The organism is Acinetobacter sp. WCHA45 (assembly GCF_002165255.2).
Classification (GTDB): Bacteria; Pseudomonadota; Gammaproteobacteria; order Pseudomonadales; family Moraxellaceae; genus Acinetobacter.
On record NZ_CP028561.1, the window covers coordinates 23,906 to 46,138 of the forward strand.

16 protein-coding genes and 1 rRNA gene are annotated in these 22,233 nt (G+C 41.7%); 11 read left to right on the plus strand and 6 right to left on the minus strand.

The window, feature by feature from the left end; translation table 11 throughout:
• The first annotated feature begins 43 nt into the window (after positions 1 to 43).
• The 4 genes from rrf to CDG55_RS01285 all read left to right on the plus strand — a co-directional run bounded on the left by rrf (position 44) and on the right by CDG55_RS01285 (position 2,299).
• Positions 44 to 158: ribosomal RNA gene (gene rrf / locus CDG55_RS01265) — 5S ribosomal RNA — on the plus strand.
• Positions 159 to 568: 410 nt separating this feature from the next.
• Positions 569 to 799, plus strand: a complete 231-nt coding sequence (locus tag CDG55_RS15435) for a hypothetical protein (RefSeq protein WP_228252562.1) — start codon at positions 569 to 571, stop codon at positions 797 to 799.
• A 26-nt stretch (positions 800 to 825) separates the two neighbouring features.
• On the plus strand, positions 826 to 1,755 hold the full coding sequence (locus CDG55_RS01275) for an IS5-like element ISAba10 family transposase (RefSeq protein ID WP_111313897.1): 930 nt from the start codon (positions 826 to 828) through the stop codon (positions 1,753 to 1,755).
• A 232-nt stretch (positions 1,756 to 1,987) separates the two neighbouring features.
• Positions 1,988 to 2,299 (plus strand): ankyrin repeat domain-containing protein, encoded by a 312-nt coding sequence (locus CDG55_RS01285; RefSeq protein ID WP_087537383.1) that lies wholly within the window; start codon positions 1,988 to 1,990, stop codon positions 2,297 to 2,299.
• Between the two features lie 292 nt (positions 2,300 to 2,591).
• Here the strand turns inward: CDG55_RS01285 and CDG55_RS01290 are convergent, their stop codons facing one another.
• Complete coding sequence (locus tag CDG55_RS01290; RefSeq protein ID WP_087537382.1) at positions 2,592 to 3,344, minus strand: TIGR04219 family outer membrane beta-barrel protein; 753 nt, start codon at positions 3,342 to 3,344, stop codon at positions 2,592 to 2,594.
• A gap of 132 nt (positions 3,345 to 3,476) precedes the next feature.
• Here CDG55_RS01290 and CDG55_RS01295 point away from each other — a divergent pair, with 132 nt between their 5' ends.
• From CDG55_RS01295 to CDG55_RS01305, 3 genes are all read left to right on the plus strand, one after another.
• The gene (locus CDG55_RS01295) at positions 3,477 to 4,919 is read left to right on the plus strand and encodes an aldehyde dehydrogenase family protein (RefSeq protein ID WP_087537381.1); all 1,443 of its coding nucleotides are present in this window, start codon (positions 3,477 to 3,479) and stop codon (positions 4,917 to 4,919) included.
• A gap of 373 nt (positions 4,920 to 5,292) precedes the next feature.
• Positions 5,293 to 6,771 (plus strand): sodium-dependent transporter, encoded by a 1,479-nt coding sequence (locus tag CDG55_RS01300; protein WP_087537380.1) that lies wholly within the window; start codon positions 5,293 to 5,295, stop codon positions 6,769 to 6,771.
• 10 nt (positions 6,772 to 6,781) lie between these two features.
• Complete coding sequence (locus CDG55_RS01305; RefSeq protein ID WP_087537379.1) at positions 6,782 to 6,925, plus strand: methionine/alanine import family NSS transporter small subunit; 144 nt, start codon at positions 6,782 to 6,784, stop codon at positions 6,923 to 6,925.
• A gap of 47 nt (positions 6,926 to 6,972) precedes the next feature.
• Here CDG55_RS01305 and rsmB read toward each other — a convergent pair whose 3' ends face one another.
• Positions 6,973 to 8,280: a 16S rRNA (cytosine(967)-C(5))-methyltransferase RsmB gene (rsmB, locus tag CDG55_RS01310; RefSeq protein ID WP_087537378.1), complete on the minus strand. Its 1,308-nt coding sequence runs from the start codon at positions 8,278 to 8,280 to the stop codon at positions 6,973 to 6,975.
• Entirely contained in the window at positions 8,277 to 9,239 is a 963-nt protein-coding gene (fmt, locus tag CDG55_RS01315) for a methionyl-tRNA formyltransferase (RefSeq protein ID WP_087537377.1), read from the minus strand. Before fmt ends, rsmB begins: the two co-directional genes overlap by 4 nt.
• Positions 9,240 to 9,450: 211 nt before the next feature.
• On the opposite strand from fmt, the gene ilvD reads away from it, so the two are divergent.
• The gene (gene ilvD, locus CDG55_RS01320; RefSeq protein WP_087537376.1) at positions 9,451 to 11,280 is read left to right on the plus strand and encodes a dihydroxy-acid dehydratase; all 1,830 of its coding nucleotides are present in this window, start codon (positions 9,451 to 9,453) and stop codon (positions 11,278 to 11,280) included.
• Positions 11,281 to 11,444: 164 nt separating this feature from the next.
• Positions 11,445 to 12,731, plus strand: a complete 1,287-nt coding sequence (locus CDG55_RS01325; RefSeq protein WP_087537375.1) for a hypothetical protein — start codon at positions 11,445 to 11,447, stop codon at positions 12,729 to 12,731.
• A gap of 30 nt (positions 12,732 to 12,761) precedes the next feature.
• Here the strand turns inward: CDG55_RS01325 and CDG55_RS01330 are convergent, their stop codons facing one another.
• The 3 genes from CDG55_RS01330 to CDG55_RS01340 form a co-directional block, all read right to left on the minus strand.
• The gene (locus CDG55_RS01330) at positions 12,762 to 14,057 is read right to left on the minus strand and encodes a solute carrier family 23 protein (RefSeq protein ID WP_087537374.1); all 1,296 of its coding nucleotides are present in this window, start codon (positions 14,055 to 14,057) and stop codon (positions 12,762 to 12,764) included.
• Between the two features lie 293 nt (positions 14,058 to 14,350).
• A complete protein-coding gene (gene ppc / locus CDG55_RS01335; protein WP_087537373.1) occupies positions 14,351 to 17,032 on the minus strand; it encodes a phosphoenolpyruvate carboxylase in 2,682 nt (893 codons plus the stop codon).
• An 84-nt stretch (positions 17,033 to 17,116) separates the two neighbouring features.
• A complete protein-coding gene (locus CDG55_RS01340; protein WP_087537372.1) occupies positions 17,117 to 17,740 on the minus strand; it encodes a TetR/AcrR family transcriptional regulator in 624 nt (207 codons plus the stop codon).
• Positions 17,741 to 17,892: 152 nt separating this feature from the next.
• Here CDG55_RS01340 and CDG55_RS01345 point away from each other — a divergent pair, with 152 nt between their 5' ends.
• Together CDG55_RS01345 and CDG55_RS01350 are read left to right on the plus strand one after the other, a co-directional pair.
• Entirely contained in the window at positions 17,893 to 18,993 is a 1,101-nt protein-coding gene (locus CDG55_RS01345; RefSeq protein ID WP_087537371.1) for an efflux RND transporter periplasmic adaptor subunit, read from the plus strand.
• 2 nt (positions 18,994 to 18,995) lie between these two features.
• Complete coding sequence (locus CDG55_RS01350; protein ID WP_087537370.1) at positions 18,996 to 22,124, plus strand: efflux RND transporter permease subunit; 3,129 nt, start codon at positions 18,996 to 18,998, stop codon at positions 22,122 to 22,124.
• The last annotated feature ends 109 nt before the right edge of the window (positions 22,125 to 22,233 follow it).

Here is a 22,233-nt window from a genome sequence, read left to right on the forward strand (position 1 = left end):
AACACAACATGATCAATAAGACCCCAAAACACCACAACAGTTTGCTGGCGACAATAGCAAGAGTGAACCACCTGATCCCTTCCCGAACTCAGAAGTGAAACCTCTTAGCGCTGATGGTAGTGTGGCATTTGCCATGTGAGAGTAAGTCATCGCCAGCTTTTAAATCTAAACACCCCTAACCTAACGGTTAGGGGTGTTTTTTTGGCAAAGAGTTTTATGTACTGTTCTTTTATTAAAATTATTATTCAAATTCTATGAAACAATTAGATTGGCAAGATGAGGCTTAATTTTTCAATAAGTTAAAAGATCGCTATGTAGACGGATTGGAGTTCTGCAGAATAGCCTATGATCTATTTGAATATGTTAAAGAGCACGATCGAGATGGTTATGAGTTAAGTAAAAGACCTCGTAATATAAAAGAATTAATAGAAGAAATTCTTCCAATTTCAGTATATGTAAGAACTAAATATAGATTAGGAAATTATATTCAAGTTTGTTGGACATCACGTGCAGCATGTTTTGATGCTGAAATTAAAGTAATGGAGGAAAGTTATTTCCTAGAAGTAACTTGTGCTGTAAAGAATATTTGGTAAGAGAATTATTAAATAAGCAGGGGTATTGTTATGCAGCTGATGGAGTTAAGAAGATTGGTAAGAATATAAATACAGAATGTATTAGCTATGATAATCCTAGTTTTATTGAACATTTTGTAGATTTAATTGCTCTAAGAATCCATAAGAAAATGAGAAAAAATTATCCAGAAAACACAATTTTAGTTATTTGTGGCTTTGTTGCATAAATAAATTTTATCCCCATACATGTTAGATGAATACAGAATCAAAAAGCCGATACAAAACAACGAACTGGTCTGAGTACAATCAGGCTTTACGTCAACGGGGTGCTTTCACCATTTGGTTTGATCCCCAAATGCAATGGTCTGCAACACCTACTGGAAAAAAAGGACGTCAACCTACCTACACTGATATAGCAATTCAATTTGCCCTGACGATACGAAACCTGTTCCAACTGGCTTTACGCCAAACACAAGGTTTCATTCAAAGCCTTTTTCAAATGGCTCACCTCGACTGGAATGTTCCAGACTTCTCAACATTGAGTCGGCGAGCAGATAAGCTCCAGCCACTTCTACATAAATCAGCAAAAAATCCACAGGAAGACTTGCATATTTTAGTTGATAGCACAGGGATCAAAGTTACAGGTGATGGGGAATGGGTGCGTAAAAAACATGGCGTAAACCAACATCGTCAATGGCTGAAATTACATCTTGCGACAGATGCAAACAGTGGAGAAATACAAGCGGTTGAAGTCACGACCTGCCAATATGGTGATGCTGAAATGCTCCAACCTCTTTTAGATCAAATTGATGAACCCATTGCATCTGTCAGGGCTGATGGTGCTTATGACACAGTGAATTGTTATGATGCGATTTTGAAACGGCAAGCAAATGTAATTATCCCTCCTCGTTCCAATGCTGCTTTATGGGCAGAAAATGAAATTGGTAAAGCAAGGAATCATGCAGTACAAGGCTGTTGGGACAAGGGTCAAAAGCAGTGGAAACGAGATATTGGTTATCATCGACGATCCCGAATAGAGACTAAAATGTTTGCCTTGAAACGACTTGGACAAGGTGTATCTAGTCGATGCTTTAATCGTCAGGTGGTTGACTTGCAAATAAGAGTCGATATTTTGAATAAATTTACTCAACTTGGTACAGCTAAAACGGTGGCTGTTGCATAAATATCTGAAGATTAGAACAACTCTACCTTTCGTCTATTTGTGCAACAAAGCCGTTATTTGTTGCGAGTTAGATATAGGCTATTTTTCAAAAGAATGGAATATTTTAGAAGAAAAAGTTAGAGCTTTAAATATTGAACATAATTTCAAAGAGATTTTTATATATGATAGCTCTACTGAAAAATCATTTACTATGAGTTAAATTGAGTCAATTTATAGTTTTAGGAAAATGATTATGAAACTCAACTCTTTTTCTCCACTGCCTGAAGATGATGAAGAATTGCATCTCCCTGAGCTAGTGTATTGGGCATCCCTTGGTGATGTGGAACAAGTCGAGCAATTATTGGTAGAGGGAATAGATCCAAACCAGACCGATGATGAAGGTTATAGCGCGCTTCAAGCTGCTGCCGAGAATGATCATTTAGCTGTCGTGAAGCTACTGGTGAGCAAAGGGGCTAATGTCGCTTATAAAGGTGAATACACCGCCTTACAGCTTGCTGAAATGGCAGAAAATACCGATGTGGTTGTCTATCTAAAAACTCTTTAAATCACGCATAAAATGATAAATAAAAAGAAGCCCCATCATCCTGACGGGGCTTCTTAGTATTCAGCTTATTGTCGTTTATATTCCTTATGAACGACCGCTTCCTGCGTATTTTGTTATTTTCAATGAGACTTCCTGTCTCTCTATGCTTTATATGATATGTGAAAACTTTAGAATGGGATATTCGCCAATCGCTGAGATTATTGTAGGTTTTGGCGTACATCAATCGGGAATGATGAAATGATAAGCGATAAAAAACGGAATCTATAGATTCCGTTTCTCAGCTTATTAGGATTTAGAAATGAACATCTAAACCGATATAAGGACCTTTAAAATTAAATTTAAGATCGTTTTTTTCGTAGTCATCTAATTTAATGTCTAAGATACGGTAGCCAGCTTTCAAGCCAACATCGACCAACAGATTATCAATAAAGTTATATTGTAATTCTGCTTGCGCATCGGTAATTTTAGTATCATTAAAGTTGCTATATAAGAGTTCTGCTTTGGCACTTAGACCAGTAAACGGCAGTTTTACACCCGCCGATCCATAGATCACAGGAACAGTTTTATCGATGTCTGTTTTGCTTAAACCGAGTGTTTTAACATCACCATTTAAACTGGTTGCGCCTAAACCAATATCTGCATTTACGATAGTATCCAAGATTTCATAATATAAAATGAAATCGGTATGGTCTATGTTCAAGTCATAAACTGGCTGACCTGCAACTTCATTTTCAGTTTGTGATTTTAAATTCACATAGCGAATTTTTGCATTTGGAATGAGTGGAATCGGGTGCTCAAATGCAAGCGAAATTTGAGCTGAGCCTTTACGGTCTAAATTATATTCTCGAGAGTTTGCGTAAGGATCCAATAGAAGATTATCTACGCCAGTTTGGTTGGATAAAGACGTTGTATTATTGGGTTGAACTTGATTCTTACCATCATAAGACCAATAGCTTGCATCTGCTTTCACGCCAATTACATCTGCTTGTGCTAGATCACACAGACTTGTCCCTAAAGCTAAGATTGATATTTTTAATATTTTCATTCAATTGTCCTAATTCATATCAAAAACCGTAATGAATTGTTGTGAATTCATCAGTGATTGGGCGAATCATATAGTGATATTTGAAAATATACAGTAGTCTAATTTTAAATTTTAATTATGGGATGAAGAATAATGACCGATGCACAAAATGTTGTGGATTATCCTTTGTATGTTGCAGGGAAAGCAGTAGCGACAGGTCAGTGGTTAGAAGTTCATGATAAATATACTAATACGGTCTATGCTCGAGTTGCGTTAGCAGATGAAAAAGTGTTGGAAAAAGCAATTTCTGCTTCAGTTAAAGCTGAGGTAGATATGGCGACGCTTAAGCCATTTGAAAAACAAAAAGTTCTATTACATTGCGTTAAACGTTTTAATGAATTACGTGAAGAATTGACAGAAATATTGATTATTGAGGGGGGTAAGCCGCGAGGTGCCGCAAGTGCCGAAGTGGAACGTCTGATAAATACGTTCCAATTGGCTGCAGATGCGGTCACACAACTTGATGATGGTCGAATGTTGCCTTTGGCAGTAACGCCTGCGGCTGCTCGTTTTCGAGGTATGGTTAAGCATGTGCCAATTGGTGCAGTTTCGCTGATTAGCCCATTTAATTTCCCTTTAAATCTGGTTGCACACAAGATCGCACCTGCAATTGCAGCAGGTTGTCCATTTGTATTGAAGCCTGCGAGTTTGACACCGATCAGTGCATTAATGATTGCCAAAGTTTTGGCGGAAACTGATTTACCAAAAGGCTCATGGTCAGTGTTGCCTTGTGATCGCCAAGCAGCGGATATTTTGGTAACAGATGATCGTTTTAAATTACTCAGCTTTACGGGGTCAGATCAGGTTGGTTGGGACATGAAAGCGCGTGCAGGGCGCAAGAAAGTTACTTTGGAACTGGGTGGCAACGCTGCGGTTCTGATCGATGCAGATACCGTGATTGATGAGGCGCTGATTGATCGTTTGATCAGTGCCGCTTATGGGCATGCAGGGCAAGTTTGTATCAGTGTGCAGCGGATTTTAGTGCATGCTGATCTTTATGTGGAAGTGAAAAAGAAACTGATTGCGAAACTGAAAAAAATTAAAGTAGATGATCCAAAGCTCAATACCACATTGGTAGGTCCGATGATTAAGGAAGCTGAAGCTGTTCGCCTGAAAAAATGGGTTGATAAAGCCGAGAAAAAAGGGGCAAAGGTTCTGACGGGAGGACATTTACAAGGTGTATTATTTGAACCGACTTTACTGGAGAATGTTGATGCCAAACTAGAAATCTATAAGGATGAAGCATTTGGCCCCGTTGCCATTTTAGAAAAATTTAAAGAGTTTGAGCAGGGTATTAATACAATTAATCAAAGTCGTTTTGGTTTACAGGCAGGGGTATATACGCAAAATCTGAATAAAATGCTGTATGCATGGGATCATTTGCATGTTGGTGGAGTCATCATTAATGATGTGCCTACATTCCGTGTCGATAACATGCCGTATGGCGGTGTGAAAGACTCAGGCTTAGGTCGCGAAGGAATTCACTCAGCGATTCGTGATATGCAAGAAGAACGCTTGCTCGCAATTAAACAATAAAATAGAAGTTCAAGCGGAGTTCTGGCTTCGCTTGATTAGGTTGTATACTTGATTTTATAAATTGACTGTAAGGTCAAAATTTCATTCAGTTAAAAAATAATCAGTTATTTAAAAAACATAATTTTTCAGACAGAAATTACAGTAAAAAGAAATAAAAACAGGTATTGTTCGGCTATTAAAAAGCAGAAAAACAAAATCCAATCTTTAAGGAAGATGGTTTGGTTTTTGCTTGTTTGTTCATGAAAATGAGAGGCCCAAAAGGTTGGAATTTCATGCAAGCAAAACAATATTTTTTATGGCACTTTTCATGTCTGTTGGATAATAAAACCTAACGCAGTATGAAAAATGCCAGCGGTATATATTTAGGTGTCATATGGCAGATTCTCGTGAAAACTGGACATCACGATCTGGTTTTATTATTGCAGCCGTTGGTTCGGCTGTAGGTTTAGGTAATATTTGGCGCTTTCCTTATGTTGCCTACGAAAATGGTGGTGGTGCGTTTCTTATTCCGTATTTACTCGCACTAATTACGGCTGGTTTACCTCTTTTATTTTTAGATTATGCGACTGGACATCGTAGTACAGGCTCACCCCCTAAAGCATATCGTGCTTTATTTAAAGGTGGTGAAACACTAGGTTGGTGGCAAGTCTGTGTCTGTATCATTATTGGTTTGTACTATGCTAGCGTACTGACGTGGGCGGGAAGTTATGTGTATTTCTCGATTGGTCAGGCGTGGGGCAGTGACCCAGAAAGTTTCTTCTTTAATACGTACTTACAGACCTCGAAAGCAACTGGCTTTGATTTGCAGTTTGTCAGCCATTTATTTTGGCCAATTGTTGGGATTTGGGCGCTGACCTTAGTGATTTTGTATGGTGGTGTTAAAAAAGGTGTTGAATTATCAAATAAGATTTTCATGCCTTTGTTATTCGTCCTGTTCACAGTTCTGGTAATTCAATCATTACGTTTACCTGGTGCCGCTGAAGGCTTAAATGCATTCTTCACGCCGAACTGGTCTGCGATGATGGACTATAAAGTGTGGCTGGCGGCGTATGGCCATACATTCTTCTCGCTATCCGTTGGCTTCGGGATCATGGTGACATACTCCTCTTACTTAAAGCCGAAAACCAATTTAACAGGTTCGGGGTTGATCGTTGGTTTTGCCAATGCTTCAACTGAGATCTTGGCCGGTATTGGTATTTTTGCAGCATTGGGTTTTATGGCTCATACCGCGGGTAAAGAAGTACAAGATGTCGTCAGTGGTGGTATTGGTCTGGCATTTATTGCCTTTCCAAAAATCATTTCAAGCTTGGGTGCAGGTGCAGATTTATTTGGTCTATTGTTCTTCTCTTCGCTTTTTGTCGCTGGTATTTCTTCCATGGTCAGTATCTTGGAAGTACCGATTGCAGCCATGCAAGATAAGTTAAAATGGAGCCGCAAGAAAGCAGTAACCATCATTGGTGGTGGTAGCGCACTCGTTTCAGTTATCTTATTTTCAAGCGTAAATGCGATTAAACTGGTTGATATTGTGGATCACTTTATCAATAACATCGGGATTATTGGTGGTGCATTATTATCCATCATCAGTGTGGCTTGGTTTAAGCGTTCAGCTTTAATCGAACTTCGTGATCATGTGAACCGTATTTCGACGATTCAATTGGGTAAAGGTTGGGATTTCACTTTAACTGTGATCACCTCTTTGATCTTATTAACCACATTGAGCATGACTGTGTTTAACTTGGTCAAAAATGGTTACGATACGTATAGCATGAGCTTGCAAGGTATCTTTGGGTGGGGCAGTGTGATTTTCTGTGCTGTCGTTGCAGTTATACTCAGCAAAATGAAAGATCGCTAGGAGCGCAGTTATGAATACTTCAGCAATCGTAATGATGATTATTTCAATGGTGTTTTTATGGGGTGGACTCGCTTTGTCGATTCGCCACCTGATGAAGAATCCAGAAGATTTAGATGATGTTCTTGAAGAAGTTAAAGATCATCATACGCTTTAAAATAGATTCAAAAACAGCAGGCTTTGAAGCCTGCTTTTTTATTTTGATTATGCCAATTTTTTAATTCGGCAATAATAGAAACCATCGCCAGAGTGCGCAGACGGTAATAATTGGCGACCATAAGTCTGTTCAATACCCCAATCCGCATTGATTTTAATTTCTTCGGCATTGGCATGTGCGGCGAAGAATGCCGCCATTTGCTGTTCATTCTCAGCTTTTAGAATGGAGCAGGTGATATACAACAGCGTTCCACCAACTTTGAGTTGTTGCCACATTTGTTGAAGAATCTGTTTTTGTAATTCAACCGTTTGTGCGATATCGGTTGATTGTCTGAGCAGACGAATATCGGGGTGGCGACGAATCACACCTGTTGCAGAACAAGGTGCATCCAGCACGATACAATCGACGGGTTCTGGTGTCTGCCAAGTGGTGGCATCAGCGGTAATAATCTCAACATTGTTGTCATTTAAGGCAAGACGTTCTAAATTTTCAGAAACACGCAATAAACGTTTGGCATCATGATCCAGCGCAATCAGTTTTTGAGGGTTAAAGCGCTCAACAATATGCGCAGTTTTGCCACCTGGTGCAGCACAGGCATCGACAACAACTTTATTATCTAAATTCGGTAAAAGCATCGCGCACAATTGGGCATGTTCATCCTGAACAGAAAAACCGCCTTCTTCAAAACCCGGTAAATGGGTAATATTGCCCGTTTGCTCCAAAACAATACCCACATCTGAAAGCGTGCAAGCACGAGCATCAATCTGCTCTTCGTCCAAAATCTCTAAATATTCGTTACGACTGACTTGGCGTTGATTGATGCGGAGAGTGAGTGGAGCGACTTGTTTTAAGGCTTGGCATAGAGTCTCTGCTTGCTCAGGCCAATCTTTTTTAAGTCGCTTGAATAACCAGCTTGGTAAACCATGCGTACTATTCAAAGCTGTTTGAAATTCCGCTGTTTCACGTGAAACACGACGCAGAATCGCATTCACCAAACCACTCATGGGTTCGAAACCGAGTTGCTTAGCCGCATTTACCGTTTCTGAAATCGCAGCATGTACCGGAATGCGCGTACATAAAATTTGATATAAACCTAGATATAAACAACTTTCGAGTGCTTCATTGTCTAATGGCTTTGTGAGCAACGGTAAGGTAATGGCTTTTAACGAATACCATTGGCGTAAACAACCTAAAGTAAGCTCATGATATAAACCACGGTCACGTTCAGAAACGATATTGATATGTTGATTTAAAACGGAAGACAAAGATTGCCCATTTTGAACAGCCAAAAGTGTTTTGATCACTTGCGCACGCAGGTTCAAATTTTTTGCAGATGATTGATTCGATTGGCTCATGGAAGAATTTGTCCAAGATGTAATTTTTGGGTTTGAGCTATTTGAACTGGATTGAGGGCTTTAGCACCTGGCCATTGCAAACTGGTTAAGCACACTGTGCTATTGTCGCCACAGGCAACATGTACGCCTTGTTTATCAATTGCTATGATTTCACCCAATTGAGCATCCGTTTTACTGTGTTCAGATAGGATCGAATTCCAAACCCTTAAAGCATTGCTTTCATCCAGTTGGATAAAAGCCACGGGCCAAGGATTAAAAGCCCGAATATTACGATCGATTTGACTAGCATTCACACTCCAATCAATCCGAGCTTCTGCTTTAATCAATTTATGTGCATAGACGGTGAGTGCTTCATCTTGTACTTCACGTTTTTCGATAAAATCCTGCAAGCTTTGCTCTGATTCAAGCACGGTACAAATCGCTTCTGCACCCTGAATGGCCAGTTTGTCATGCAATGTGGCAGAGGTATCTTCCGCAGTAATTGGGCAATAGGTTTTATACATCATATCGCCCGTATCTAAACCTGCCGCCATTTGCATGATGGTGATACCTGTTTCAGCATCTCCTGTTGCGATTGCACGTTGAATCGGAGCTGCTCCACGCCAACGAGGTAATAGAGAACCGTGAATGTTTAAACAACCGTACTTTGGGGTATCTAAAACGGCTTGTGGCAAGATCAGACCGTAAGCAGCGACTACCATGACATCAGCGCCTAGAGCAGCGAGTTCTTGTCGAGCTGCCAAGCCTTCTTCGGTAGACGCTTTAAAATTCAAAGGTTGGTAAACGGGTAAATCGTGTTCAAGTGCAAGTTGCTTTACAGGCGATGGCGTTAATTTTTGTCCACGACCTGCCTTACGGTCAGGCTGGGTATAAACCGCGATAATCTGGTGCGGGGTTTTTAATAATGCCGCCAATGCGGTTGCCGCAAATTCAGGCGTACCAGCAAAAATGATCTTCACAAAGATAATCCACAGAAAAATTGCCCCAAATTATAAGCCAAAAAGCCACTAGCCCCTAATTAGGTGAAAGGAATTGTCTTTGAACAAAAAAAGATAGGTTCGCTGGTCATCAGTTAAACGATAACTTGTAGTATGATGGGAAAAGCTCAGTATCATTTCGCCAGAGAGAATGTCCTATTCATCTCGAGCACAAACTTGTTGGGAATAAAAAATGCCTGATTATCGTTCGAAAACATCAACACATGGAAGAAATATGGCTGGCGCGCGCGGTTTATGGCGTGCGACAGGTATGAAAGATGAAGATTTTGGCAAACCAATTATTGCGGTCGTCAACTCATTTACCCAATTCGTTCCAGGTCACGTGCATCTTAAAGATTTAGGGCAACTGGTTGCACGAGAAATTGAAGCTGCTGGTGGTGTAGCGAAAGAATTTAATACCATCGCGGTAGATGATGGTATTGCGATGGGGCATGACGGCATGTTGTATTCATTGCCATCACGTGATTTGATTGCGGACTCAGTTGAATACATGGTCAATGCCCATTGTGCCGATGCCATGGTGTGTATCTCGAACTGTGACAAGATCACACCGGGAATGCTGATGGCTGCAATGCGCTTGAATATCCCAGTGGTGTTCGTGTCTGGCGGTCCGATGGAAGCGGGTAAAGTCAAATTCCGTGGTGATGAAAAGGCAATCGACTTAGTTGATGCCATGGTCGTTGCAGCAGATGAAAGCTATACCGATGAAGAAGTTGCAGCATTTGAGCGTTCGGCATGTCCGACGTGTGGTTCATGTTCGGGTATGTTTACTGCAAACTCAATGAACTGTCTAACTGAAGCTTTGGGTTTATCATTGCCGGGTAATGGTTCTATTGTTGCAACTCACGCTAACCGTGAAAAATTGTTCTTAAAAGCGGGTCGTTTAGTGGTTGAACTAGCGAAACGTTATTATGAACAAAATGACGACAGCATTCTGCCACGCTCAATTGCAACCAAAGCCGCTTTTGAAAATGCGATGACTTTGGATATTGCAATGGGTGGTTCTACCAATACCGTATTGCATTTGCTTGCTGCTGCACATGAAGCAGAAGTTGATTTCACTATGGATGATATCGACAATTTATCTCGTAAAGTACCTGTATTGTCTAAAGTTGCACCTGCAAAGTCGGATGTGCATATGGAAGATGTACACCGTGCTGGGGGTATCATGGCGATCTTGGGTGAACTCGATCGTGCAGGTTTGTTGCAAACCTCAGTTCCAACTGTACATGAAAAAACCTTAAAAGATGCCTTAGACAAGTGGGATATTATCCGCACTGAAGATGCAGATGTTTATGAGTTCTATCGCTCATCACCGGGTGGTGTTCCAACTCAAGTGGCATTCTCACAAAACCGTTATTATTCAACTTTGGATGGTGACCGTGAGAAAGGTGTGATTCGTAATGCTGAACATGCTTTCTCTAAAGATGGTGGTTTGGCAGTCCTTTATGGCAACATCGCTTTAGATGGTTGTATCGTCAAAACTGCGGGTGTGGATGAATCGATTCTTAAATTCACGGGTACAGCGCGTGTTTTTGAAAGCCAAGATTCAGCGGTTGAAGCGATTTTAGATCATAAGATCGTGGCAGGTGACATCGTTGTCATTCGTTATGAAGGCCCACGTGGTGGTCCAGGCATGCAGGAAATGTTGTACCCAACCAGTTACTTGAAGTCGAAAGGTTTGGGTAAGGACTGTGCGTTGATTACTGATGGTCGCTTCTCTGGTGGTTCTTCAGGTTTATCAATTGGTCACGTGTCTCCAGAAGCAGCGGAAGGTGGTGCAATTGGTCTGGTTGAAGATGGTGATACTATCCAAATTGATATTCCGAATCGTACCATTCACCTTGATGTTGATGATGCAACCATGGCGCACCGCCGTACAGCTCAAGAAGCCAAAGGTTGGCATCCAGCGGAAGAGCGTAAGCGAAAAGTTTCAAAATCTTTGAAAATTTATGCTTTGCATTCAACCAGTGCTGCGAAAGGTGCTGTACGCGTTCTGTAAACTATTGCTAAGCGACAATGTTTATCATCCCTCTTTATTACGATAAAGAGGGACTTTTTTCTGATTTTATAAGATACTCATTATACTTATTTGCTCACTTGTTTGAATTCAAGTTAGAGAAAGCTTATCCATTCATCACTTTATAATCATTAGAGGCGATCGACATGTCTTTGTTACGTCGTTGGTTTGATCCCATCCGATCGAGTTGGTTCTATCAAAAACCTTCTCGTCAGGCGGTGTTGCCCACGGAACAGGGTTTAAGTATTTACCTGCGTTTAGACGATGTTTATAGCTATCTTGCAGTACAACAGCTTGATCAGCTCAATGAAATTTTGAGTGATGAACTAAAACCTTTAAAAGTGATTATTTCAAGACAGGGTGCCGAGCCTCCTAATGGTATGTCAGAACAAGATTGGCAGAGTTATTGTTTGAATGATGCTAAAATTCTCGCCAAACAACATCGGTTTGGTTTCGATGAAACCCCTGAAATACCTAGTCCAGAAGCATTACAACAAGCAGAAATAATTCTAAAAAATACCCCTCTGAGAGAACACAATTTTTTACATTTACTCGAAGATGTATTCCACATGTTATGGCAACAACAATATGGGAAATTACGTACTCTTTATGCGATGGCAAGTCAGCATCAAACACCTCAAGATTATCCTGAACGTATTTTTAAAGATGTGCCTGTTGCAGCCAGTTACTTCGAATTTGGTGAGCGTAAATATCAGGCCGTTGATGATTTATTACGCCTTACACGCCGTTTGAAACAACAAAAATTACTCACCGGAAATCCAATTTTTCTGATTAATCATATTGAATGGCGTGAGCATCTCATTAATGATGGTGAGTCACTGACAGAAGTCCAAAGCTTACATCCAGAATTAGATCTGTATATTGCACTTGAAGACCCGATGAGTTGGCTATTATTGGCTTATATCAAAGAAGAACTGGCCAATTATTATAATATTCAATTGAGCGTTTATCCGCTGAGCTATCATGGGCGAGATTGGTTTGACTGGAGTTTGGCGACCCGTGTTTCCAAACGTACACAGGTGGCATTCACCCCATTCTGTCGGCCTACTAAAGAAGCAACTTATGAAATGGCAAAACTATTTTATAGCGTGCCTGAAGAAGAACTGATCGATTGTATTCATGAGATATTGCAAGGTGTTTGGACGCGTGGCAAAGATCTTTCTTTCAAAACCCACTTTCAACGTATGCAGAAGCGTTTAGAGATTGACAACATTACCGAACAGGATGTTGAAGCTTTGTTGAAACAGAATGATGAACTCTGTCAGCAAAAGCATCAGCCAGATTTTCCTGTACTGGAATTACGTATAGATGGACAGAGCTATGTTTTTAATAGTTTGTATCGAGTTTGGATGATTGAAAGTATTATCAGCAATGTTTTGGAAGATAAATATAAGCAGGAAAGTCGGGAATAAATAAAAAGGCAGTCGAAGCTGCCCACGATGCTAATGTTTATCTTTTAAACTGAATAACAGGTTCAGGAAAATCGCAGCAAAAGTTGCGGTTCCAATTCCCCCTAAATTAAAGCTACCAAACAGTAATTCAAAGTTACCTGCACCTAAAATAATAGTGACAGATGCAACAATAAGGTTTTTATTATTAGAAAAATCGACTTTATTTTCGATCCAGATTTTTGCACCTGCAATGGTAATTAAACCAAATACTACGATCGAAGCACCCGTAAGGACTGCTGTCGGGATCGTACTAATCACTGCGCCAAATTTAGGAGACAGCCCCAAGAAAATTGCAAATACGCCAGCGATTACAAATACAATCGTAGAATAAACACGGGTGACTGCCATCACACCAATATTTTCACCATAGGTGGTCATACCCGGTGCACCAACACTACCCGATAACGTTGTGGCCAAACCATCCGCAACAAAAGCTTTACCCAGTTGAGGTGTAAGATCTTCGCCTGTCATTGAACCGACTGCTTTGATGTGACCTAGATTTTCAGCGACTAAAATCAATGCAACGGGAGCAATAATTAAAATTGCATTTAAATCAAAAGTTGGGTGTGAAAAAGTTGGGATACCAAACCATGGTGCTGCTGCGATTTGGGAGAAATCAATCGGTTTACCAAATCCTAGAATATTTGTTGCAACCACATATACGGCATAAGCAATCAATAAACCCACTAACAGTAATAAACGTTGTAATAAGCCCTTGGTAAATACAGCAATAATGCCCATGCTTAATACAGTGATGAGTGCCATCCACATTTCAAAAGGCTGTCCAGCAACGCCTTTAATAGTAACGGGTGCAAGGTTGAGACCAATAATCATCACCACAGCGCCTGTGACAACAGGTGGCATGAGTTTCTCAATCCAACGCGTGCCTGTGAGCATGACCGCAAAACCGATCAAGGCATAAAAAATACCACAGGCAACAATTCCACCAAGCGCAACTGCAAGGTTTGGATTGGCTCCTGACCCAGTAATATGACCAGTTGCGGCTGCAACGACACCAATAAATGCAAAGCTTGAGCCTAAATAACTTGGAACACGACCACCCGTGATCAAGAAGAAAATAATAGTACAAATCCCTGACATTAAGATGGCAAGGTTAGGGCTAAAGCCCATCAGAAGGGGGGCAAGAACAGTTGCACCAAACATTGCAAATGCGTGTTGTACCCCTAATACCGCACTTTGTAAGGGCGGTAAATATTCATTTGTCGCGACAGGGCGATGATCAATCTTTCCCTGATACGGCTGCCATTTTGGAAACCAATTTGACATAGATGAGACTCATTATGTGATATCAGCGGGTATGATACCCTGTCTTAAAACGAGCTTTCACCTATAAGTCATTGAGAATATTGCCAGATCATGTTTTTTACATCTGTATTTTTACCTTTTGGTAAAATGTGTTTCAAAATAAACTATCGTATTTATTATTTATTTTTTTCTAAATTATTTGAAAAGTTAACTATCTTATTTAAAAAATATTTTCTAATTTTTTTCTAAAAATGGAATGTTTTGCCAATCTTGCCATCAACACCTGTGATTTATGTTGATGGCAAGGCTCTTATTTAGCCAGTATTGCGCAAACCTGCCGCAATGCCTGCAATACTCACCATTAAGGCATGATCGACAGGGCTATGCTCGGTTTGATGCTCGGCTAAATACAGACGACGGCGTTTCATCAGCTCTGCTTGTAATAAATGCAGAGGCAATAAATATGGTTTCCGCACCTGCATAGATTGGTCAAGCACTTCATTATTACTCAAAAGCTTAGACTCCCCTTTAAGACTGAGCAAGGTATCTACAGCATTTTGTAGGCGTTGGCGTAATTCAACCCCCAAGTTTTTTAAGTCCTGATCTTGGGTGAGATGAGATTCATAGTACAACGCAATATCTGCATCAGATTTGGATAAAACCATTTCCAGCATATCAATTAAAGTTTGGAAATACGGCCACTGTTCAAGCATTTCATTTAAGGTATTTTGGTGTTGTCCATGTACCTGATTGATCGCCGTGCCTGTACCCAACCAAGCGGGCAGCATCAAGCGGATTTGTGTCCATGCAAATACCCAAGGAATCGCTCGAAGAGATTCTATGCCACCGCTGACTTTGCGTTTGGCTGGGCGTGAACCAAGCGGTAGCATTTGTAATTCTAACTCAGGCGTGACCGTGCGTAGATAACTGACAAAATTCGGATTTTCACGCACAGTTTGTCGATAAACCTGTACCGATAAATCAGTCATTTGATTCATCAAATCACGCCATTGTTTCTTTGGCTCTGGCGGTGGCAATAACGTTGCTTCTAATGTTGCCGCTGTATAGATTTCCAAATTTTGTAGCGCGATGCCTTCTAAACCAAATTTAAAGCGAATCATTTCACCCTGTTCAGTGACACGAATTGCTCCAGAGATTGAGCCTGGTGGTTGTGAGAACAAGGCTTGTTGTGTTGGTGCACCGCCACGACTGATTGAACCGCCACGACCATGAAATAGAGTCAATTGCACCCCATGTTCTCGAGCGACAGCGGTGAGTTCTTCTTGCGCACGATATTGTGCCCAGTTTGCCGACATAAAGCCCGCATCCTTTGCCGAGTCTGAATAGCCGATCATCACTTCATGTTTGCCTTGAATATGCTGTTTATACCAATGCATATTGAATAAGGTATTCATGGTTTTGGCTGCACCATCAAGATCTTTTAAGGTTTCAAATAAGGGCACCACTCGGAGAGGATCTTGGATACCAGCTTCTTTTTGTAAGAGTAAAACAGCTAAGACGTCACTTGGATATTCTGCCATCGAAATAATATAAGCACCCAAGCTCTCAGTTGGTTGTTCAGCCAAAGTGCGCATGGTCGCAAAGACTTCAAGCACATCAGGATGTTGAATCAAGCTGCCTTCGGGTTCATTGAAATATTTAGGCAGTAAAGGGCGTTTACTTTGTAGTTCCTGAATCAGGAAGTTTTGACGAGCCTGTTCAGTCCATGATTCAAAATTGCCTAGACCTAGATATTCAGTAATCGCTGAAATGGCTTGACGATGTCGACCTGATTCTTGGCGAATATCGAGTTTGAGTAACTCAATTCCAAAACAATTGATTCGGTATATAAAATCAAGCAATTGCCCATTGGCGATTTCAGCGAGGTTACTCTCGATTAAGGAGCGATAGCAGAGTAATAAGGGCTGTAATAATTCATCTTTATTTCGAATGATCTGACTATCATCAGCTTCATGGCCTTGTAAGCGTTGCCCCAACCAATAGCGGGTGGCTTTTAAACGTTCACGGGTGTCGCGCAGATATTCACGATACGGTTCAGGGTGTTCATAGCCTAATGCTTGAGTCAGTTCCTCAGAACAACTTTGAATAGATAATTCCCAACGTAGATTTTCAATATCACGTAGATATAAATCAGCTGCCTGCCAACGTGATAACCATAATACTTCTTGGGTGACTTGATGGGTGACATTGGGATTGCCATCACGATCACCGCCCATCCATGAGGCAAAGCGAATTGGCGCGATATTGAGCGGTAAGTTTTGTTCACAATGCTGTTGAGTCAGTTCATTCAGCTCACGAATAAACTTAGGTACAGCATTCCACAAAGTTTGTTCAATCGTCGCAAAGCCCCACTTTGCTTCATCGACAGGGGTCGGGCGATGTTGGCGAATTTCGTCTGTCTGCCAAGCTGAACTGACCAATTGTTTCAGGGTGGCGATGGTTTGTTGGCGTTCACGAGGTGTTAGTTTTTGCTGATCCAGTTGAGATAGGCAATCGGTAATATCATCATATTTTTGAATCAAGGTACGACGACTGACTTCGGTTGGATGCGCTGTAAGTACCAATTCAATTTTTAAATCGCAGATTTGTTCGAATAATTGTTTTGAGTTGATCTGTTCAGTTTTGAATTTTTCAAATAAATGTGACAAAGGATTTGGATTAGGGGCTTGTTCGTCAAACTCAGCCTGACGACGACTACGCACTACATGATATTGTTCCGCAATGTTGGCGAAGTTCAGAAAATGTGAGAATGCTCGAGTCAGCGGCAAAATCTCTTCATCTTTTAAACCGAGAAACAATTGTTCGAGCTGTTTTTCTGCTTCGATCTGGCCGTCACGTGCACCTTTGGCTAATGCGCGAATTTGTTCAATCTGATTAAACAAATCTTGCCCAGCATGTTGCTTTAAGGTCTCTCCAAGTAAATTGCCGAGTAAGCGGACATCTTCACGTAATGGAGCAGTGATTTGCTGAATCATTCTAATTCTCCTGTTGTTCTCACTCGACTATAGCGCGATTGGGAGACATTCCAAGAGCAGAACGTAAAAAAATGTGAATTTTCTCTAAATTGTCGGTTGATATTTAAGCAAAAAAATCTCGATGGCATGTTGAATGATCTGATCGATTTCATCCGCCGTGGGCACTGGGGCTAGACCCAGTAACACCTGTTGATGACGGATACCTAACATCAGCGAGATGATTAGCTCTGTTTGCTTGAGTGGCGCGTCTGCCTGAATAAATTTAAAGGCGATAGCTTGCTCAAAAAAACCACACCAGACATTACACATACGTGTGTGTGAGGCATCAAAAAACTGCTGGGTGAGCGGGCTTTGTTCAGCAGCAAGTTCAAACAGCACCCGATCCAGCTTCAGCGCTTCAGGCAGGTAAATAATGCCCAGGGCGCGCTGGCACATTAAATACAATGCCTGCCTAAAGTCGGACTCAGGTGTGAGTTCAAACTGCTTTGCCCGAATGGACTCCTCACAGCTCTCCTCAATCGCACAGGTAAACAGATTGGCCTTGTCCTGAAAATGGTTGTACACCGTGAGTTTGGTGACAGCCGCCTCTTTGGCAATCTGGTCCATATTGGTGGCGTGATAGCCCATTTTTAGAAAAATAGATTTTGCAGCTTGCAAAATTCTGGCTCTTTTTTCTAAATCTTTGGGACGACCACTGGTTGTCTGCATGTTGTCGTTCTCTTTTAATTCAGTTGAAAATCAGTGTTCTCTATTTAATTTTTAATTAATGTACTCATGAGTATATTAATTAAAAATTAAACAATTTATGATAATGCCCATATCACGCCCTAAAAATCAATTTGAATAAGAGCGCAAAATAGATGAATCAGATCAATCGTATCATATTGGGGTTAGTCATTGTCAGTAGTGTCATCCTCAGCGCATGTCAGAAAGAGATGCCCAAAACTGAGGAAATTCCTTATGTTATGGTGACGCAGCCGAGTAGCAACCATATTGACCAGAAAAGCTATGCAGGTGATGTGCAGGCCAGACAGCAGACCGCACTGGCATTCCGTGTCGGGGGGCAGATTACCGAACGTTATGCCGATGTTGGAGATCGGGTTAAGGTTGGGCAGGTGTTGGCAAAACTGGATGTGAAAGATGCCCAGTTGCAAATGAATGCGGCCAAAGCCCAACTGGACAGTGCACAGGCCGCCGCAAAAATTGCATTGGAAGAATATAAGCGTTATCAACAACTTTTGCCTGTTAATGCGGTCAGCCGTTCACAATTTGATGCTATTAAAAACCAGTATGAGTCGGCACAGGCAACACTGCAACAGGCCCGTTCAAACTATGAGGTTTCCTCTAACCAAACAGGCTATAACCAGTTGGTCTCCAATAAAAATGGGGTGATTACCCAACGCAATATTGAAACAGGACAGGTGGTGGCGGCAGGGCAGGCTGCCTATCAACTGGCGATTGATGGGGAGCGTGAGGTGGTGTTTGGTGTGCCTGAACAGGCAGTCAGTACCATTAAAGTCGGGCAGCCTGCCTGGGTCACCTTATGGTCTCAGCCAGAAGCACGTTTTGCGGCAAAAGTCCGTGAGGTCTCACCAGCCGCTGACCAGTCGCGTACCTTTACTGTCAAGGTCTCCCTGCTTGAAGGACAGTCCACGATTCAACTTGGACAAAGCGCACGAGTGTTCTTTGTGGCAAATGAAAACAATGTCCTGAGCGTGCCCTTATCCAGCGTCACTGCCAATGATCAACAAGCCTATGTCTGGGTGGTCAATCCCAATCAAACCTTACGTAAAGTTCCTGTGACTTTGGGAACTTATAGCCGTGACAGTGTGCCTATTCTTTCAGGTCTAAAAGCTTCAGATTGGGTTGTGGTTGGTGGTGTACACCTGTTGCGTGATCAGCAAAAGATTCATCCTGTAGACCGTGATAATCGTGAAGTCACGGTAAAAGCGGGAGCCTGATTATGAAATTTAACCTTTCAGAATGGGCGCTTAAGAATAAGGGTATCATTCTCTACTTTATGCTGTTGCTGGGCATTGTCGGGGTGATGTCGTATTCCAAGCTCTCTCAGAGTGAGGACCCACCCTTTACCTTTAAGGTGATGGTGGTGCAGACCTATTGGCCAGGCGCAACCGCACAGGAAGTTGCAACGCTGGTGACAGATCGTATTGAAAAAGAACTGATGACCACAGGGCAATATGAAAATATTCGGGCATATTCACGGCCTGGGGAATCTATGGTCACGTTTATTGCTAAGGATTCCTATCGTTCTGAGCAGATTCCTGATATTTGGTATAACGTGCGTAAAAAGGTCAATGATGTACGTTCACAGCTACCAAGTGGCGTGCAAGGGCCATTTTTTAATGATGAATTTGGCGATACCTTCGGGAATATTTATGTCCTGACGGGCAAAGATTTTGACTATGCGGTAATGAAAGAATATGCCGATCGTTTGCAACTACAATTGCAACGGGTCAAAGATGTCAGCAAAGTCAATCTCGTTGGTCTGCAAGATCAGAAAATCTGGATTGAATTATCCAATACTAAAGCTGTTCAGCTCGGTGTACCCGTTACTGCAATTCAGGAAGCGATTCAAAAGCAAAATGATATGGCAGGTGCAGGTTTCTTTGAAACAGGTACTGACCGTATTCAAATTCGTGTCAGTGGGCATTTACATAGTGTCGATGACCTGAAAAAAATGCCGTTGTTGGTCGGGAATAAAACCATTCAATTGGGTGATGTTGCCGAAGTCTATCGTGGTTTCAGTGAACCTGCTCAGCCACGTATGCGTTTCATGGGCGAGAACGGCATTGGGATTGCGGTGTCGATGCGCAAAGGTGGAGACATCATTGCACTGGGCAAAAACCTAGAAACTGAATTTAATAGCTTACAAAAGAGCTTACCTTTGGGCATGAAACTGCAAAAGGTTTCAGATCAGCCTGTAGCGGTGCAACGCAGTATTCAAGAATTTTTAAAAGTTCTGGCTGAAGCGGTGATTATCGTTTTACTGGTGAGTTTCTTCTCGCTTGGTTTCCGTACAGGGCTGGTCGTTGCATTGTCGATACCGTTGGTACTGGCGATGACGTTTGCAGGGATGAGCTTATTTGATGTAGGGCTACACAAGATTTCTTTGGGTGCATTAATTCTTGCACTTGGTTTGTTGGTTGATGATGCCATTATCGCCGTTGAAATGATGGCGATTAAAATGGAGCAGGGTTACAGTCGATTAAAAGCGGCAGGTTTTGCTTGGCAAACCACCGCCTTTCCAATGCTCACAGGTACATTGATTACCGCAGCAGGTTTCTTGCCAATTGCCACGGCACAATCTGGAACAGGTGAATACACACGTTCTATTTTCCAGGTGGTGACGATTGCATTGATCGTGTCATGGATTGCTGCTGTTTTATTTGTTCCTTATTTAGGTGAAAAATTATTACCTGATTTCACCAAACAGAATCAACAAGCGGCATGGTATTTACGTTTATGGGCAAGGTTACGCAAGCAACCTGCACCAGTGGTTGAGTCGCATGGTCAGCATCATGATCCTTACCAATCCAAGTTCTATCAATCCTTCAGGCATATCGTCGAAATCTGTATTACCTATCGTAAAACGGTGATTGCTATTACGGTCGGTATCTTTGTATTGTCTGTTGCGATGTTTAAGTTGGTACCGCAACAATTCTTCCCACCATCGAATCGTGCAGAAATTCTGGTGGACTTAAAACTGGAGGAGGGGGCTTCACTAACGGCGACAGAACAAGCAGTACATAAGGTAGAACAATTCCTATCCAAACAAAAAGGGATTGATAATTATGTCGCTTATGTTGGAACAGGTTCACCACGTTTTTACTTACCTTTAGACCAACAACTTCCACAAGCCAGTTTTGCCCAGTTTGTGGTGCTGGCATCATCTTTAGATGATCGTGATGAAATCCGTCGTTCTTTAGAGACGCAAATCAAGCAGTTGTTGCCACAGGTTCGTACTCGTGTGTCTTTACTCGAAAATGGCCCACCTGTGGGTTATCCATTGCAGTATCGGGTCTCAGGTGAAGATCTGGCAACGGTTCGGGCAGAGGCACAAAAAGTGGCTAAAGTTTTAAGTGAAGATCCCAATACAACCAACGTACATTTAGATTGGGGCGAGCCAAGCAAAATTATTGCAATTGAAATTGACCAAGATCGTGCTCGTCAAATGGGTGTTTCCAGTGTTGATTTAGCTAATTTCCTAAACGCTTCTGTGACAGGGGCGGTGATGAATCAATATCGTGAAAAACGTGAACTCATTGAAATTCGTTTACGTGGTGATAAGTCGGAACGTGTTGAAGTGGCTTCGTTAGCAAATTTAGCTGTGCCAACCACCAAAGGCACCACTGTACCTCTAGCGCAAATAGCAAAAATTGAGTCACGTTTTGAAGAAGGTCTGATTTGGCATCGTAATCGTCTACCAACGATTACAGTCCGCGCGGATATTCGAACCAATTTACAACCTGCAACAGTGGTTCAGCAATTGGCAGACAAAATGCAAGCTTTACGTGCTGATTTACCCAATGGTTACTTAGTGGAAGTCGGTGGTACGGTTGAAGAGTCTGCAAAAGGTCAAAATTCGGTGAATGCAGGCATGCCATTATTCTTGGCTGTGGTGATGACTTTGCTGATGATTCAATTACGTAGTATGTCACGCGCAACGATTGTTTTATTGACAGCACCATTGGGTTTGATTGGCGTTGTTGCATTCTTACTTTTGTTCAATAAGCCTTTTGGTTTTGTCGCGATGTTAGGGACAATTGCTTTATCTGGAATGATTATGCGGAATTCATTGATCCTGATTGACCAGATTGAGCAGGACATTCAGGCAGGGCATGAACCGTGGGACGCGGTGATTGGTGCCACCATGCGCCGTTTCCGCCCAATTGTCTTAACCGCACTTGCCGCAGTACTTGCGATGATTCCATTATCACGCAGTATTTTCTTTGGTCCGATGGCGGTTGCGATTATGGGTGGCTTGATTGTGGCTACCCTGTTGACCCTGTTTTTCCTGCCTGCACTCTATGCAGCGTGGTTTAAGGTCAAGAAAGCAACACATCTATCATAATTATTTTGTGAATAAAGGTGCGAAATATTGAAAATTTCAATATAGTAGCACCTATATTTTAAGACCAAAAAATAATTGAATTTCATTGCATGACTGGTTTGGCAAAATG